This is a genomic window from Streptomyces sp. NPDC017202, from assembly GCF_044331705.1.
Taxonomy (GTDB): Bacteria; Actinomycetota; Actinomycetes; order Streptomycetales; family Streptomycetaceae; genus Streptomyces.
The window spans coordinates 83,181-98,726 of record NZ_JBIRNP010000023.1; the positions used below are offsets into that span (position 1 = coordinate 83,181).

The following is a 15,546-nucleotide window of genomic DNA, read 5'->3' on the forward strand; positions in this document are numbered from 1 at the left end:
GAGGGAGCCGGTGGGCGCGGTGTCGCCGGGGTGCGGGGCGGGGCCGGGGTCCGCGCCGGGGTGGTGGTGGGTGCGCCGGCCGGGGAGGGCGGCCTCCGGGGGGTGCGGCTCGGCGCGGCGGGGGGTCCCGGCGAGGGGCGCGGCCTCAGTCACGGACGCCTCCCCCGACCCGGTGCGCGCCGGCTTTCATCCAGGGGGTGCCGATGCGCGCCGCGAGGGCCCCGAGGGCCGCTCCCGCGGCCACGTCGGAGGGGTAGTGCACGCCCACGACCAGGCGCGACAGGCACATCGCGGCGGCGAGCGGGGGCACGGCGTACGCCCCCAGGGCGCCGTAGGCGACGGCGGCGGCCGCGGCGGAGGTCGCGTGCGAACTCGGGAAGGAGTGCCGGCCGGCGGTGCGGACCAGGGGCGCGACGTGTGTCGGGCGCGGGCGGCGCACCATCCGTTTCACGCCCATGCTGGCGAGGTGGGCGCCCGCGGTGAGCGCGGTGGCCCGCAGCCAGGCGCCGCGCCGGGCGCCGTCGAGGGCGGCTCCGGCGAGGCCCGCCGCGAGCCACAGCGCGCCGTGCTCGCCCGCCCGGGACAGGGCGCGCGCGGCGGCCGCCAGGCGTGGATCGGCGCCGCGGGCGTGGACCGCCGTGAGGATGCGGTGGTCGATGCCGGCCGCCGCGCCGTCCACCCTGTCGATGCCGTTCACCCTGTCGATGCCGTCCACCCTGTCGATGCCGCCGGTGTCGTCCATGTCGTCCATGTCGTCCATGCCGATTCACTGTTCACGCCGGGCACGCCGGATTCCGGGCAATATCGAGCGACATACCATTAATCACCCATTCCGGGGACGGTGGAATGTTTGAAAACTAATCACCCACTCAGGGGCGATACGGTCACCGACATGCCTGCCGAGACCGTTTCCGTCACGGGGTGGGGCCGCACCGCTCCCTCCACCGCCCGTCTGATCCGTCCCAGGACGTACGAGGAGGCCGTGACCGCCGTCCGAGACTGCGGGGCGCGCGGAGGCATCCCCCGGGGCCTGGGACGGGCGTACGGGGACGCGGCGCAGAACGCCGGCGGGGCGGTGCTCGACATGACGGGCCTCGACCGGATCCACGTCGTCGACGTGGCCGGCGGCAGCGTCCTGTGCGACGCGGGCGTCTCCCTGCACCACCTCATGGAAGTCCTGCTGCCCCTGGGCTGGTTCGTGCCGGTGACGCCCGGCACCCGCTACGTGACCGTCGGCGGCGCGATCGGCGCCGACATCCACGGCAAGAACCACCACGTGTCCGGCTCCTTCTCCCGGCACGTCGTGTGCCTGGAACTGCTCACCGCCGACGGCACGGTCCGCACGGTCCGCCCCGGCACCGCCCTCTTCGACGCGACCGCGGGCGGCATGGGCCTGACCGGCGTGATCCTCACCGCGACCGTGCGGCTGCGGCCCGTCGAGACGAGCCTCATGTCCGTCGACACCGAGCGCGCGACCGACCTCGACGACCTGATGGCCCGGCTGACCGCCACCGACCACCGCTACCGCTACTCGGTCGCCTGGATCGACCTGCTCGCCCGCGGCGCCGCCACCGGCCGGGCCGTCCTGACCCGCGGCGACCACGCCCCCCTCGCCGCCCTGCCCGCCCGCGCGCGCCGGGCCCCGCTGTCCTTCCGCCCCGCCCGGCTCCCGGCCGCGCCCGCCTGCCTGCCCGAGGGCCTGCTGACGCGCCGGACCGTGGGCCTCTTCAACGAACTCTGGTACCGCAGGGCGCCACGCGCGCGTACCGGCGAACTCCAGCGGCTGTCCACCTTCTTCCACCCCCTCGACGGGGTCCCGCACTGGAACCGCGTCTACGGCCGCGGCGGCTTCGTGCAGTACCAGTTCGTCGTCGGCCACGGCCGGGAGGAGACCCTGCGCCGGATCGTGGACCGCATCGCGCGCCGCCGCTGCCCGTCCTTCCTCGCCGTCCTCAAACGGTTCGGGGAGGCCGACCCCGGCTGGCTCTCCTTCCCCGTGCCCGGCTGGACGCTGGCCCTGGACGTCCCGGCGGGCCTGCCCGGCCTCGGCAGCCTCCTCGACGGACTCGACGAGGAGGTCGCCGCCGCCGGCGGGCGCGTCTACCTCGCCAAGGACTCCCGGCTGCGGCCGGACCTGCTCGCCGCGATGTACCCGCGGCTGGACGACTTCCGCGCGCTGCGCGCGGAGCTGGACCCCCGCGGGGTGTTCGTGTCCGACCTCGCGCGCCGACTCACCCTCTAGAACCCCAGGAGCAGTCGTGAAGGACGCCTTCGGCCTCCCCCAGTCCCTCCTCGTGCTGGGAGGCACGTCCGAGATCGCGCTGGCCACCGCGCGCCGGCTCGTCGCCCGCCGCACCCGCACGGTCCATCTGGCCGGACGCCCCTCGCCCGCCCTGGAGTCGGCCGCCGCGGAGCTGCGCGCCCTCGGCGCCGACGTGCGCACCGTCGCCTTCGACGCCCTCGACCCCGAGGCGCACGAGAGCGCGCTGGGCAAGGTGTTCGCGGAGGGCGACGTCGACCTGGTGCTGCTCGCCTTCGGCGTCCTCGGTGACCAGGCCCGCGACGAGCGCGACCCGGTGGCCGCCGTGCGCGTCGCGCAGACCAACTACACGGGCGCGGTGTCGGCGGGCCTGGTCGCCGCCCGCGCGCTCCAGTCCCAGGGCCACGGCTCCCTGGTCGTCCTGTCGTCCGTCGCCGGCGAGCGGGCCCGCCGCGCCAACTTCATCTACGGCTCCAGCAAGGCCGGCCTGGACGCGTTCGCGCAGGGGCTGGGCGACGCGCTGCACGGGACGGGCGTCCACGTCATGGTCGTACGCCCCGGCTTCGTCCGGACGAGGATGACCGCCGGGCTGGCGGAGGCGCCGCTGGCGACCACCCCCGAGGAGGTCGCGGCGGCCGTCGAACTGGGGCTGCGGCGGCGCTCGGAGACGGTGTGGGTGCCGGGGGTGCTGCGCGTGGTGATGTCGGGCCTGCGGCACCTGCCGCGCGGACTGTTCCGCAGGCTGCCGGTCTGAAGCCCGTGAGGGGGGAGGCGGACGTACACTCTCCAGCGTGCCATCGAGGGGGTTGTGGTCAACGGACGGTAATCGGCTCCGGCTTGCCGTACTCGGTCCGCTTCGGGCCTGGCGCGGCGACGTGCAGCTGGACCTCGGTCCGGTTCGCCAGCAGGCACTGCTGACGGCGCTGCTGCTGCGACCCGGCACGACCGTCAGCCGGCAGCAACTGCTCGACGGGGTATGGGGTTCGGAGCCGCCCGGCACCGGTGCCAAGGTGATTCCGGTCTACGTTCACCAGCTGCGCAAACGTCTGAACCCCGGGGGCGGGAACACCTCCGGCTCGGTGATCGCGACCGACCGGGACGGCTACCGCTTCGAACCGCACGACGTCTCGACGGACACGGCTCGGCTGAAGGGGATCGTCGCCGAGGCGCACGCCGCACGGGATCGCGGTGACCTGGCCGCCGCGGTGAGCGCGTGGTCCACCGCTCTGGAGCTGTTCCGGGGCGAGCCCCTGGCCGCGATTCCCGGGCCGTTCGCCGAGGCCGAGCGTCTACGGCTGTCGGAACACAGGCTCGCGCTGGTGCAGGACAAGGTGGAGTGCCAACTGCGGCTGGGCCGCCATGCCGAGGTCGTCGGAGAGCTGTTTGCCCTGTCGGAGACGCATCCGCACCACGAGCCCCTGGCCGGCCTGCTGATGCGTGCTCTCCACGCCGGCGGGCGGCAGGCCGACGCGCTGTCCGTCTTCGCCAAGGTGCGCCGTCGTCTGGTGGCGGAGCAGGGAGCTGAGCCGGGCCGTGAACTGCGGCGGGTGCACGAGGCGGTGCTGCGCTCGGACGAAACCTTCCTCGTCGGCGCGTCGCCGCGGACGCGCCGGGCAACGGGCCAGGCCCCCGCAACCGTCCCCCCACGCCGACGCGTACGGAACGAACTGCCGGTGGACGTCAGCGGTTTCACCGGGCGGGAGCACGAACTGGGCGTGCTCCTCGGACCGGCCGATGAACGGGTGGTCACGGTCCGTGCGGTGGACGGCATGGCCGGGGTCGGCAAGACCGCACTGGTAGTGCGTGCCGCGCGTGCCGCGCGGGACCGTTTTCCGGACGGCTGCCTGTTCGTGGACCTCAACGGTCACCGCGAGGGGCGGGAAGCCGCGGACTCGCAGCGCGTGCTGCACCGATTGCTGCGGGCGGTAGGTGAGATCGGCGAAGGCGACGACGACCCGACGGAGGACCTTGACGGCCTGGCGGCGTCATGGAGGGCGGCGACCGAGTTCCTCCGACTGATCCTGGTGGTCGATGACGCGTCCGCCGCGGGACAGGTACTCCCCCTGCTGCCGAGCGGTCCGGGCAGCCTCGTGCTGGTGACCAGCCGGCAGCGGCTGACCGGGCTGGACGCCGACCGGAGGATCTCGCTGGCGCCGCTGGACATGGACGAGGCGGTGGCCCTGCTGACCGACGCGGTCGGCGATCCGGGCTCCGCCCCGGAGCGTGCGGCGGTGCGCGAGCTGGCCCGCCTCTGCGACCGGCTGCCGCTGGCACTGCGGATCGTCGGGGCTCGGATGCAGAACCGTCCGTCGTGGGCGTTGCAGCGCATGGCCGTCCGGCTGGCCGACGACGAGCACCGTCTTGGTGAGCTCGCGGTCGAGGACCGCAGCGTGGAGGCGGCCTTCCGGGTCTCCTACGATCAGCTTACGGCGGCGGAACGTCGGGCGTTCCGCGTGCTGGGCCTCTCACCGACCGTGGAGTTCGACCGGCTGGCGGCGGCCGCCATGCTGGGCACCGCGTCGTCCGACGCCGAGCGTGTCCTGGAGAGCCTGGTCGAGGCGAGTCTCGTCCAGCAGACCGTCGCGGGCCGCTACCGCCTGCACGGCCTGGTTGCCGTCTACGCCCGGCGCATCGCCGCCGCGCACCCCGGGGAAGTCGCGGCGGCCCGGGCCGGGGTGTTCAGGCTCTACGTGGCCGCCGCCCGCCGCGCGAGCGACTGGGGCCCCTTCGCCTTCCCGACCGGCCCCAGGGTGGACACCGCCCCTTTCGCCGACGGGGAGGAGGCGTCGGCGTGGCTGGACGCGGTGGGCGGCGAACTGGTCGACGTGGTCGCCCACGCGGCGGCCGCAGGCCATGTGAACGACGCCTGCTGGCTCGTCGAAGGACTGTGCGACTACCTCACCCGGCAGGGCCGGTACCACGAGTGCCGGGCCGCCGTCGAGATCGTGCTGCCACTCACGGAGCAGGTCACCGACCGGCGGATGGTCTCCGAACTGCGCACCTGCATGGGCATAGCGTACGGACTGCAGGGCCACTACGAGCAGGCACGCCGCTGGCTGAGTGACGCTCTGGAGATCAGCCGCCGGACCGGAGACGTGATCGAGCAGGCCCGGGCTCTGGGCTCCCTCGGAATTTTCGCGAACGCGGCGGGGGAACCGGCCGAGGCCGCCGTGCTCCTGTCCGAATCGGCGGGCCTCGCCCGGGGCACGGAGGACGACTGGCTCACGGTGATGTACCTGGCCAACGTCGGCGCCGTCCACCATCAGGTGGGACGGCACGAAAGGGCGCGGGAGTGCTACGAGGCCGCGGTCGGCTTCGCCGAGAGGACCGGCAGGCCCAGGATCCTGGGCAAGACGCTCTTCCGCATGGGCGCGCTCCAACTCGACCGCGGGCGCTACGCGGAGGCCCTCGACGCGCTCGGCAGGGCTGCCGGGCTTGCCGAGCGGGTGGGAGACATTCCGCTGTTCGCCGCAGTCCTCAGCAGACTCGCCGTTGCTGAGGAACGTCTGGGCAACCTGGCCGGGGCGGCGGAATTCCATTCCCGAGCACTTGCGGCGGTCGGCGAACGGCCCGGCACCGGAGTGAGGGCCGAGATCCGCAACCGGTTGGGCTGGCCCCAGGCCGCGACGGAAGACCTCGTCCGGGCACGCGACCGGTTCGAGCGGGCCGTCGCCCACTCGCGTACCGGATCAGGGGATTTCGCGTAGACACGGCGCACGCGCGCGGGTGCGGCGGTCGGAGACCCGCGACGCACGGCCGCGTGCCTCGGCTGCGACCGGGAACCGGTCGACGCGGCACGGGCCCGGATCTCCGCACCGGTGCCCCCGTCCGCCGAACCGGGATTTCATCCTTCTTTCAACGCCCTTCGCCAGGATGAACACCGCGCCGTGAACCGCTCGGAACGGCGGTGGATCCGACGAAGAGGACCGACATGGGACTGCTGCACGCGTGGCGTATGCAAAAGGTCGTTTCCGACGCCAGAACCGCCTATGCCAAGGGCGATGCGGAGTTCGTCGCCGGGTTCGACATCGACACCCGCGCCAGGGTGTCCATGCGGGCGATCCGCAAGGAGATCGACAAGATCATCAATTCGGTGGAGCCGATCGGTTGGGACTGCGTCGACGTGCAGCCGTTCCTCGCGTCGGTCCAGATCGATTTCGTCCGGAGAGCGTGAGGGCGGCGACGAAACCTCCCCGGACGGGGGAAGGGCATCCGCACGAACAGTCCGAAACGAGGGAGCGAAACGATGGACACGCGAAACCCCGGCGCCCCCTGGGGCACCACCCGGATGGCACCGTACGCCGAGACCGAACCGGTTGCCCTGATCACCCCGGCGATCGACCCCCAGACCCAGGTCGCCCGCGTCGTCGACGAACACGGCCTCATGGTCGAACTGCACGACCACCACACCGGCAGCAGCACTTCGAGTTCCACGAGCACGAGCACCGCCGACAGCTACGACTCCGACCACTCGTCGGACTCCGACCACGACTGACGATGACAGGACCGAGCGGGTCGGTGCTGGTGCTGACCAACCCTCAGGACGTGACCACGGACCTGGTCCTGCGGATCCTCGCGGGGCGCCGGGTCCCGGTGGCCCGTCTCGACCCCGGCACGGACCTGCACAGAGGTGCCGCACTGACCGCCACGTACCGCACAGGTGATCAGCGCGGCACCCTGCGCACGCCGAGCCGCGAACTCGACCTCACCGAAGTGCGCTCCGTCTGGACGCGCCGTCCCTCACCCTTCGACGGCCCGCCCGAACTGGACGGAGAGGAGAGCCGGTTCGCGGCCTCGCAATCCCTGTGGGGCGTCGGCGGCATCCTCGCGTCGCTTCCCGGAGCCCATTACGTCAACCACCCGTGGAACAACCGGGCGGCGGAACACAAACCGGCCCAGCTCGCCGCCGCACAGCGCGGCGGTCTGCCGGTCCCCAGCACGCTGATCACCAACGACCCGGAGGAGGCCAGGGAATTCGCTTCCGGACAGGCCGGCGGAGTGGTCTACAAGCCGCTCTGGAACACGCCCTACAAGGTCGACGGCCGAGCACGACAGGTATGGGTGCGCGAGGTGCTCCCGCACGAGATCACCGCCGCCGTGGCCGTCTGCCCGCACTTGTTCCAAGCGAAGGTGGAGAAGGCGTACGACGTACGTCTCACGGCCGTCGGCAACCGGATGTTCGCGGTCCGGATCGACAGTCCCGATCTCGACTGGCGGCGGCGGCAGTCCATGATGGAGTGCACGCCGATCGCCGTTCCGGACCGGGTCGGGCGCTCGGTGTCCGCCTACCTCGCCGCCTTCCGGCTCGTCTTCGGCGCGTTCGACTTCGCTGTCACCGCTGCCGGTGACTGGTACTTCCTCGAGTGCAACCCCAACGGGCAGTGGGCATGGCAACCCGACTCGGTCACCGACTCGATCGCCCGTGCCGTGGCCGATCGGCTCCAGCAGGGTCCCGAAGCGTGAGCAGGCCTGCCGGACTCCGCGCCGTCACCCTGCCGCCGCCGCGCACGCGTCTCCGAACCGGATGATCAGGCCCTGTCGATCAGCGGGCGGGGGAGAAAGTCGCGGTCCCCGTGGGCGGCCTGCGGGGGGACGACCGGGCCGCCGAAGGCGTACTCGCGGAGCTTGCGCCAGACGCCGTCGGCGCCCTGCTCGTGGAGGCCGAAGCCGGTGCAGGACCATTCGGCACGGTAGTCGGCGAGTTCCTCGTACGCGCGGTCCATGGCCGCCTCGTCGATGCCGTGCGCCACCGTCACGTGCGGGTGGTAGGGGAACTGGAGGTCGCGGGCGACCGGCCCGGAGGCGTCACGGATCCGCTGTTGCAGCCAGGCGCAGGCCGAGACCCCCTCGACCACCTGCACGTACACCACGGGCGACAGGGGCCGGAAGGTGCCGGTGCCGCTCAGCCGCATCGGGAACGGGCGGCCCGCCTCGGCCACCGAGGTCAGGTGCGCGTCGACGGCCGGGAGGTCGCCGGGGTCGATCTCGGTCGGCGGCAGCAGCGTGACGTGCGTGGGGATACCGTGAGCCGCGGCGTCGCCGAAGCCCGCGCGCCGCTCCTGGAGCAGGCTGCCGTGAGGCTCCGGGACCGCGATCGACACGCCGATCGTTACGGTCCCCACGTCGTCTCCTTCGTCGCGTCGGATGGGCCGGGCGCCGGCCCGGCACCTGGTGCCTGGTTCGTACTCAGTCGTACGGCTATCGACTGTACGGCCACGGCCGTGTCGAGGGCAGGCGCAGCGGAAGTGATGTGCAGCGCTCTGCCCGGTGGAACGTGCGTGCGGTGGTGCGCCCTCAGTGCTTGGCGGGCAGGAAGCCCACCTTCTGGTACGTCTGGGCCAGCGTCTCCGCGGCGACGGCGCGGGCCTTCTCCGCGCCCTTGGCCAGGATCGAGTCGAGCGTCTCGGGGTCGTCCAGGTACTGCTGGGTGCGGTCCCGGAACGGCGTGACGAAGTCGACGACGACCTCGGCGAGGTCCGTCTTGAGGGCGCCGTACAGCTTGCCCTCGTACTGCCGCTCCAGCTCCGGGACGCTCGTGCCGGTGAGGGTCGAGTAGATGCCGAGGAGGTTGCTCACGCCCGGCTTGTTCTCGGGGTCGTGGCGGATGACCGTGTCGGTGTCCGTGACCGCGCTCCTGACCTTCTTCGCGGTCGCCTTCGGCTCGTCGAGCAGGTTGATGAGGCCCTTCGGCGTGGACGCCGACTTGCTCATCTTGATCGACGGGTCCTGGAGGTCGTAGATCTTGCCGGTCTCCTTCAGGATGTACGGCTTCGGGATCGTGAAGGTCTCGCCGAAGCGGCCGTTGAAGCGCTCGGCGAGGTCGCGGGTCAGCTCGATGTGCTGGCGCTGGTCCTCACCGACCGGCACCTCGTCGGCCTGGTACAGCAGGATGTCCGCGACCTGGAGGATCGGGTAGGTGAACAGGCCGACCGAGGCGCGGTCGGCGCCCTGCCGGGCGGACTTGTCCTTGAACTGGGTCATGCGGGAGGCCTCGCCGAAGCCGGTGAGGCAGTTCATGACCCAGGCGAGCTGGGCGTGCTCGGGGACGTGGCTCTGCACGAACAGCGTGCACCGGTCCGGGTCGAGCCCGGCCGCGAGCAGCTGCGCGGCGGCCAGCCGGGTGTTGGCGGTCAGTTCCGCCGGGTCCTGCGGGACCGTGATCGCGTGCAGGTCGACGACCATGTAGAACGCGTCGTGGGACTCCTGGAGGGCCACCCACTGACGGACGGCGCCGAGGTAGTTGCCGAGGTGGAACGAGCCTGCGGTGGGCTGGATCCCGGAGAGCACGCGGGGACGGTCATTCGCCATGCCCACCATTGTCTCAGAGCCGCGGGGGTGGTTCAGGAGGGTGGGGAGTGCCGCGGGGGGCGGGGCCCGGTCGCGGCCCCGCCCCCCGCGCGGGATGCCTCAGCCGAGGTCGATCTCCGGGTACAGCGGGAAGCCCGCCACCAGGTCGGTCGCCCGCCGGGAGATCTCGTCGGAGACCTTCTCGTCCAGGACGTGGGAGGCCTTCGACGGGGCGCCCGACTTCGTCGTGCCCGGCTCCGCCGTCGTCAGGACGCGGTCCATCAGGGCCGCGACCTCGTCCATCTCGGCCGTGCCGAGGCCGCGCGTGGTCAGCGCGGGGGTGCCGACCCGGATGCCGGAGGTGTACCAGGCGCCGTTGGGGTCGGCGGGGATCGCGTTGCGGTTGGTGACGATGCCCGAGTCGAGGAGGGCCGACTCGGCCTGACGGCCGGTGAGGCCGTAGGACGTGGCGACGTCGATCAGGTTGAGGTGGTTGTCGGTGCCGCCGGTGACGAGGGTCGCGCCGCGGCGCGTCAGCCCCTCCGCCAGCGCACGGGAGTTGTCGACGATGCGCTGCGCGTAGTCCCGGAAGGCGGGCTGCCGGGCCTCGGCCAGGGCCACCGCCTTCGCGGCCATGACGTGCGGGAGCGGGCCGCCGAGGACCATCGGGCAGCCGCGGTCCACCTGGTCCTTGAGGGAGTCGTCGCACAGGACCATGCCGCCGCGCGGGCCGCGCAGCGACTTGTGGGTGGTGGTCGTGACGATCTGGGCGTGCGGGACCGGGTCGAAGTCGCCGGTCAGCACCTTGCCCGCGACCAGGCCGGCAAAGTGCGCCATGTCGACCATCAGGGTCGCGCCCACCTCGTCGGCGATCTCCCGCATGATCCGGAAGTTCACCAGCCGGGGGTACGCGGAGTAGCCGGCGACGATGATGAGCGGCTTGAACTCGTGGGCCGTGGCGCGCAGCGCGTCGTAGTCGATCAGGCCGGTGGCCGGGTCGGTGCCGTAGGAGCGCTGGTCGAACATCTTGCCGGAGATGTTGGGGCGGAAGCCGTGGGTGAGGTGGCCGCCGGCGTCCAGGGACATGCCGAGCATGCGCTGGTTGCCGAAGGCCCGGCGCAGTTCGGCCCAGTCGGCCTCGGAGAGGTCGTTGACCTGGCGGGCGCCGGTCTTCTCCAGGAAGGGCGCCTCCACCCGGTCGGCGAGGACGGCCCAGAAGGCGACCAGGTTGGCGTCGATGCCGGAGTGCGGCTGGACGTAGGCGTGGCGGGCGCCGAAGAGTTCGCGGGCGTGCTCGGCGGCGAGGGCCTCGACCGTGTCGACGTTGCGGCAGCCGGCGTAGAAGCGGCGGCCGACGGTGCCCTCGGCGTACTTGTCGCTGAACCAGTTGCCCATCGCGAGGAGGGTGGCCGGGGAGGCGTAGTTCTCGGAGGCGATCAGCTTGAGCATCTCGCGCTGGTCGGCGAGCTCCTGGCCGATCGCGTCGGCGACGCGCGGCTCGACGGCGCGGACCGCGTCGAGGGCGGCGCGGAAGGCGGTGGACTCGGTGGAGAGGGGCTGCTGCTCTGACATGACGTCGGCCTCCGGATGGCGTGGCGTGCAAGCGGTCACGGTCTCGGTCTGGCCCAGGCGCACGGCACTCGGTCACTGCAGGCCGCTCCCCGATGGTCCGTCCCATCCCAGCGCGCCAGTCACGGCCTGACCGCCAGCCTACCGGGGCCGCCGGCGGCCGCAGGGGCGACGTCCACCATGCGAGCGGCGGCGGAGGGGCGGTCGGCCCCGCCCCCGGAGTGGGCGTACGTCCCTCTCGCAACGGTGCGGGCCCGGCGGGCCGGAGGGCGGCGCGCGGAGCAGAAAGCCGACGGTGTCGCCCGGGCCGCGGAGCTCACGGTCGGTGGGGCGCAGGGGCGGCGCGCACGAGCAGCGGAACGCCGACGGTGTCGCCCGGGTCGCGGGGCTCACGGCCGACGGGGCGCAGGGGCGGCGCGCACGAGCAACGGAACGCCGACGGTGTCGCCCGGGTCGCGGGGCTCACGGCCGACGGGGCGCAGGGGCGGCGCGCACGAGCAGCCGGGTCATCCGGAAGGGTGATGCCCACGGCCGGGCAGGCGGGCCGCGGAGCGAAGTGGCGGACGCGTCGCGCGGGCCGCGGAGCGGGACGGCGGCGTACGCGGGGGTCGGTCGGCGTGGGGCGACCGGCGTGGGACGTCCCGCGGTCACGGCAGGGCCCGGCACAGTGCGGTCAGGGCTCCCGTCCAGGCGTGGTCCGGTGGGGTGGCGTAGCCGACCACCAGGGCGTCCAGGGGGGCGGCGCGGGCCGACGGGTGACGGAAGCGGGAGAGGCCGTACAGGGCCAGGCCCTGCCAGGCCGCCGCCTGGATCACCGGCTGTTCGGTGCCGGGCGGGAGGCCCACCACGGCGTGCAGGCCGGCCGCGATGCCGGTCACACGGGCTTCGGGGGCGTGTGCGGCCAGGGCCGCGACCAGGGCGTCGCGGCGCCGGCGGTAGCGCAGGCGGGCCGAGCGGACGTGGCGGTCGTAGGCGCCGGAGGTGAGGAACTCGGCCAGGGTCAGCTGGTCGAGGACGCCGCAGGTGTCGATGCCGCCCTTGGCGCCGGCGGCCTCCTCGGCGAGGCCGGGCGGCAGGACCGCCCAGCCGAGCCGCAGGGCGGGGGCGAGGGACTTGCTGGCGGTGCCCAGGTAGACGACGTGGTCGGGGTCGAGTCCTTGGAGGGCGCCGACGGGCTGGCGGTCGTAGCGGAACTCGCCGTCGTAGTCGTCCTCCAGGACCAGTCCGCCGGTGCCGCGCGCCCAGTGCACGAGGGCCGCCCGCCGGTCGCGGTGCAGGGGCACGCCCATCGGGAACTGGTGGGCGGGGGTGAGCAGGACCGCTCCGACGCCGCTCAGGCCCGCGGGGTCGGTGCCGAGCCGGTCGAAGGGCAGCGGCACGGTCCGCAGTCCGGCCGCCCTCAGCTGCCGCTCGTGCACGTCGAGGCCGTACGACTCGACGGCGACCGTGCGGACCCCGCGGGCGCGCAGCACGGTGCCGAGCACCTGGAGGCCGTGCACGAACCCGGCGACGACGAGGACGCGCCCGGGGTCGGTGCGCACGCCGCGGGCGCGGGCGAGGTAGCCGGCGAGGGCGGTGCGCAGCTCGACGCGGCCGCGCGGGTCGCCGTAGCCGAGGGCGTCGTGGGGGGCGGCGGTGACGGCGCGGCGGGCGGCCTTGAGCCATTCGGTCCGGGGGAAGGAGGCGAGGTCGGGGGTGCCGGGGCGCAGGTCGAACGCCGGGCGGCGGTGCTGCCGGTGCGGGGCCGCCGCATCGGCCGGGGGGACGACGGCGCGGTCCGCCACGCGCGTGCCGGAGCCCTGCCGGGCGGTCAGCCAGCCCTCGGCGACCAGGTCGGCGTAGGCGTCGGCGACGGTGTTGCGGGCGATGCCGAGGTCGGCGGCGAGCGTGCGGGAGGAGGGCAGCCGGGTGCCGGGGGCCAGCCGGCCGCCGCGGACGGCCTCGCGCAGGGCGTCGGTCAGCCCGCGCCGCAGGCCGTGACCGGTCGGTTCCAGGTGCAGGTCGACGCCCAGAGTGGCCCAGGATTCCGGCATGGAAATGGACCATACCCGTGGGCAGCCCGGCTCCTAGGGTCGAGGGCATGACGAACGCGACCGACAGCACGACCAGGACGACCAGCGCGACCAGTACGACCAGTACGACCAGCGTGGAGTACGCCCCCGAGCACACCCCCCGGCTGGCCTGGGCCGAACTGGCCCCCGAGGTCTACAAGGCGATGGTCCGGCTGGACGCCGCCGCCCGCAAGGGCCTCGACACGACGCTGCTGGAGCTGGTGAAGATCCGCGCCTCGCAGCTCAACCGCTGCGCGCTCTGCGTGGACATGCACAGCAAGGACGCCCTCGCGGCCGGGGAGAGCGTGGAGCGGATCGTGCAGCTCAGCGCCTGGGAGGAGTCCCGCCACTTCTACACCGGGCGGGAGCTGGCCGCGCTGGCGCTCACCGAGGCGGTGACGGTGCTGACGGACGGTTTCGTGCCGGACGCGGTGTACGAGCGGGCCGCCGAGCACTTCGGGGAGGCGGAGCTGGCGCAGCTGATCGCCGCGATCACGGTGATCAACGCGTGGAACCGGTTCGGCGTGACCTGCCGCCTGGTGCCCGGCCACTACCGGCCGGGGCAGCACCGGTGATCCTCCGCACGGCGGTGGCACTCCGCCCCGCGACGACCCTCCGCACGCCGGTGATCCTCCGCGCGCCGGTGGCCCTCCGCACGGCGGACACCCGTGACGCCTTACCGGGGAGCGCGTCGTGGTGACCAAGGCCGACACCTTCCGCGCCCTGCACCGCGGGCGGCTCCCCGACGACCCCCTGGTGCTGCCGGGGCCCTGGGACGCGGCCAGCGCCCGCGCCCTCGCCGACGCCGGTTTCCCGGCGCTGGCCACGCCGAGCGCGGGGGTCGCCGCCTCGCTCGGCCACGCGGACGGGGAGACGCCGGCCGCGGAGATGTTCGCGGCGGTCGGGCGCATCACCCGCGCCGTGGACGTGCCGGTCTCGGCGGACGTCGAGGACGGCTACGGCCTGCCGCCGGGGGAACTGGTCGAGCGGCTGCTGGAGGCGGGGGCCGTGGGCTGCAACCTGGAGGACTCGCGCGGGGGCGTCCTCAAGGACGCGCACGCCCACGCCGACTGGCTCGCCGAGGTGTGCGCGGCCGCCGCCGGCCGGCTGTTCGTGAACGCGCGGATCGACACCTTCCTACGGGGCGAGCCCGACCCGGCGCGGGCCCTCGAGCGGGCCGCGCTGTACGTGGCGGCCGGCGCCGACTGCGTGTACCCGATCGGCGTCCCCACCGCCGTACTGCCGCTGCTGCGGGCCGGGACCGAGGGGCCGGTCAACGTGCTCGCGCGGGTCGGCGAGGGCCCCTCGCCCGCCGAACTCGGCGAACTCGGGGCCACCCGGGTCACGTTCGGGCCGGGGGTGCAGCAGCGGGCGACGGCGGCGGTCACGGAGATCGCCGCGCGGCTGCGCGAGCGGCCGTAGCCGGTCCCGTCAGGACAGCCACGCGCGCCAGGTCGGCTCGTGGCTGTCCACCCACTTCTCCGCCGCCTCCTCCGGGCTGAGCTTCCGGTCGGCGATCAGCAGGGAGACCATGTTCTGGTCCTCGGTGGTCCACCTGAACTTCTTCAGGAAGGCCGCCGCCCGGCCACCGGTCCTCGCGAAGTCCGCGTTGAGGTACTTCTCCAGCGGGGTGTGCGGATAGCCGCAGGCGACCTTCTGCGGGTCGGCGTCGCACCCCTCCTCGTGGGCGGGCAGCTTCACCTCGGTCATCGGGATCTTCTCGAACAGCCACTGCGGGGCGTACCAGTAGGTCAGGAACGGCTTCTTCTCCTCGGCGAACCGGCGGATCTGGGTGATCTGCGCGGCCTCGGAGCCGGCGAAGACGACCTGGTAGTCCAGGTCCAGGTTCTCCACCAGGGCCTTGTCGTTGGTGACGTACGACGGGGAGCCGTCCATCAGCTGGCCCTTGCCGCCGCTCTCCGCGGTGCGGAACCGCCCGGCGTACTTGTTCAGGTTCTTCCAGTCGGTGACGTCGGGGTGCGCCTTCGCGAAGTACGTGGGGACGTACCAGCCGATGTGCCCGGTGACGCCGAGGTCGCCGCCGCGCGCGATGGTCTTCTTGTCGTCGACGTAGCGCCGCTCCTGGTCGGGGTGGCCCCAGTCCTCCAGGATCGCGTCGACGCGGCCCTGGCTGAGGGCGTCCCAGGCGGGCACCTCGTCGACCTGGACGGTGTCGACGCGGTAGCCGAGTTCGTGCTCCAGCAGGTACCGGGCGACGGCCACGTTGGCCTGCGCGCCCACCCAGGACTGGACGGACAGGGTCACGGTCCTCGCACCCCGGGCGCCCGCGAAGGGCGAGGCCTGCTCGGTCATGTCGGCGGCGCCGCAGCCGGTCAGCAGCAGCAGGCCCGCCGCCGCGGCGGTCGTACGCAGTCGCAT

General features: G+C 73.4%; 14 protein-coding genes and 1 riboswitch. Of the genes, 8 read left to right on the forward strand and 6 right to left on the reverse strand.

Annotated features, from left to right (window positions below; all coding sequences use genetic code 11):
* Positions 1–145: 145 nt before the first annotated feature.
* Positions 146–760, reverse strand: coding sequence for a phosphatase PAP2 family protein (locus ACH4N1_RS30350; RefSeq protein ID WP_398102378.1), 615 nt, complete (start codon positions 758–760; stop codon positions 146–148).
* 132 nt (positions 761–892) lie between these two features.
* On the opposite strand from ACH4N1_RS30350, the gene ACH4N1_RS30355 reads away from it, so the two are divergent.
* From ACH4N1_RS30355 to tgmB, 6 genes are all read left to right on the forward strand, one after another.
* Positions 893–2,242 carry an FAD-binding protein gene (locus ACH4N1_RS30355; protein WP_398102381.1) on the forward strand — a complete coding sequence of 450 codons (1,350 nt, stop codon included), beginning with the start codon at positions 893–895 and terminating at the stop codon, positions 2,240–2,242.
* A gap of 16 nt (positions 2,243–2,258) precedes the next feature.
* A complete protein-coding gene (locus ACH4N1_RS30360; protein ID WP_398102384.1) occupies positions 2,259–3,014 on the forward strand; it encodes a decaprenylphospho-beta-D-erythro-pentofuranosid-2-ulose 2-reductase in 756 nt (251 codons plus the stop codon).
* Between the two features lie 121 nt (positions 3,015–3,135).
* Positions 3,136–5,967: a BTAD domain-containing putative transcriptional regulator gene (locus ACH4N1_RS30365; RefSeq protein WP_398102387.1), complete on the forward strand. Its 2,832-nt coding sequence runs from the start codon at positions 3,136–3,138 to the stop codon at positions 5,965–5,967.
* A 224-nt stretch (positions 5,968–6,191) separates the two neighbouring features.
* The gene (locus ACH4N1_RS30370; RefSeq protein WP_398102390.1) at positions 6,192–6,434 is read left to right on the forward strand and encodes a hypothetical protein; all 243 of its coding nucleotides are present in this window, start codon (positions 6,192–6,194) and stop codon (positions 6,432–6,434) included.
* A gap of 72 nt (positions 6,435–6,506) precedes the next feature.
* Positions 6,507–6,755, forward strand: a complete 249-nt coding sequence (gene tgmA / locus ACH4N1_RS30375) for a putative ATP-grasp-modified RiPP (RefSeq protein WP_398102393.1) — start codon at positions 6,507–6,509, stop codon at positions 6,753–6,755.
* Positions 6,756–6,757: 2 nt separating this feature from the next.
* The gene (gene tgmB, locus ACH4N1_RS30380) at positions 6,758–7,723 is read left to right on the forward strand and encodes an ATP-grasp ribosomal peptide maturase (RefSeq protein ID WP_398102396.1); all 966 of its coding nucleotides are present in this window, start codon (positions 6,758–6,760) and stop codon (positions 7,721–7,723) included.
* Between the two features lie 65 nt (positions 7,724–7,788).
* Here the strand turns inward: tgmB and ACH4N1_RS30385 are convergent, their stop codons facing one another.
* From ACH4N1_RS30385 to ACH4N1_RS30400, 4 genes are all read right to left on the reverse strand, one after another.
* Complete coding sequence (locus ACH4N1_RS30385; protein ID WP_398102399.1) at positions 7,789–8,382, reverse strand: 2'-5' RNA ligase family protein; 594 nt, start codon at positions 8,380–8,382, stop codon at positions 7,789–7,791.
* 172 nt (positions 8,383–8,554) lie between these two features.
* Positions 8,555–9,568: a tryptophan--tRNA ligase gene (trpS, locus tag ACH4N1_RS30390; protein WP_398102402.1), complete on the reverse strand. Its 1,014-nt coding sequence runs from the start codon at positions 9,566–9,568 to the stop codon at positions 8,555–8,557.
* 99 nt (positions 9,569–9,667) lie between these two features.
* Positions 9,668–11,119, reverse strand: coding sequence for a glycine hydroxymethyltransferase (locus tag ACH4N1_RS30395; RefSeq protein WP_398102405.1), 1,452 nt, complete (start codon positions 11,117–11,119; stop codon positions 9,668–9,670).
* A 44-nt stretch (positions 11,120–11,163) separates the two neighbouring features.
* Positions 11,164–11,252, reverse strand: a riboswitch (ZMP/ZTP riboswitch).
* Positions 11,253–11,763: 511 nt separating this feature from the next.
* Entirely contained in the window at positions 11,764–13,149 is a 1,386-nt protein-coding gene (locus ACH4N1_RS30400; protein WP_398102408.1) for a PLP-dependent aminotransferase family protein, read from the reverse strand.
* A gap of 47 nt (positions 13,150–13,196) precedes the next feature.
* On the opposite strand from ACH4N1_RS30400, the gene ACH4N1_RS30405 reads away from it, so the two are divergent.
* Both ACH4N1_RS30405 and ACH4N1_RS30410 read left to right on the forward strand, forming a co-directional pair.
* On the forward strand, positions 13,197–13,742 hold the full coding sequence (locus ACH4N1_RS30405) for a carboxymuconolactone decarboxylase family protein (RefSeq protein WP_398102411.1): 546 nt from the start codon (positions 13,197–13,199) through the stop codon (positions 13,740–13,742).
* A 121-nt stretch (positions 13,743–13,863) separates the two neighbouring features.
* Complete coding sequence (locus ACH4N1_RS30410; RefSeq protein WP_398102481.1) at positions 13,864–14,589, forward strand: isocitrate lyase/phosphoenolpyruvate mutase family protein; 726 nt, start codon at positions 13,864–13,866, stop codon at positions 14,587–14,589.
* A 9-nt stretch (positions 14,590–14,598) separates the two neighbouring features.
* On the opposite strand, the gene ACH4N1_RS30415 is transcribed toward ACH4N1_RS30410, so the two are convergent.
* Positions 14,599–15,546, reverse strand: coding sequence for an ABC transporter substrate-binding protein (locus ACH4N1_RS30415; protein ID WP_398102414.1), 948 nt, complete (start codon positions 15,544–15,546; stop codon positions 14,599–14,601).

What these genes read in the sequence shown, in the direction of transcription:
- ACH4N1_RS30350 (WP_398102378.1), bottom strand. Translation starts at nt 760, where the DNA reads ATGGACGACATGGACGACATGGACGACACCGGCGGCATCGACAGGGTG.
- ACH4N1_RS30355 (WP_398102381.1), top strand. Translation starts at nt 893, where the DNA reads ATGCCTGCCGAGACCGTTTCCGTCACGGGGTGGGGCCGCACCGCTCCC.
- ACH4N1_RS30370 (WP_398102390.1), top strand. Translation starts at nt 6,192, where the DNA reads ATGGGACTGCTGCACGCGTGGCGTATGCAAAAGGTCGTTTCCGACGCC.
- tgmA (WP_398102393.1), top strand. Translation starts at nt 6,507, where the DNA reads ATGGACACGCGAAACCCCGGCGCCCCCTGGGGCACCACCCGGATGGCA.
- tgmB (WP_398102396.1), top strand. Translation starts at nt 6,758, where the DNA reads ATGACAGGACCGAGCGGGTCGGTGCTGGTGCTGACCAACCCTCAGGAC.
- trpS (WP_398102402.1), bottom strand. Translation starts at nt 9,568, where the DNA reads ATGGCGAATGACCGTCCCCGCGTGCTCTCCGGGATCCAGCCCACCGCA.
- ACH4N1_RS30395 (WP_398102405.1), bottom strand. Translation starts at nt 11,119, where the DNA reads ATGTCAGAGCAGCAGCCCCTCTCCACCGAGTCCACCGCCTTCCGCGCC.
- ACH4N1_RS30400 (WP_398102408.1), bottom strand. Translation starts at nt 13,149, where the DNA reads ATGCCGGAATCCTGGGCCACTCTGGGCGTCGACCTGCACCTGGAACCG.
- ACH4N1_RS30405 (WP_398102411.1), top strand. Translation starts at nt 13,197, where the DNA reads ATGACGAACGCGACCGACAGCACGACCAGGACGACCAGCGCGACCAGT.
- ACH4N1_RS30415 (WP_398102414.1), bottom strand. Translation starts at nt 15,546, where the DNA reads ATGCGACTGCGTACGACCGCCGCGGCGGCGGGCCTGCTGCTGCTGACC.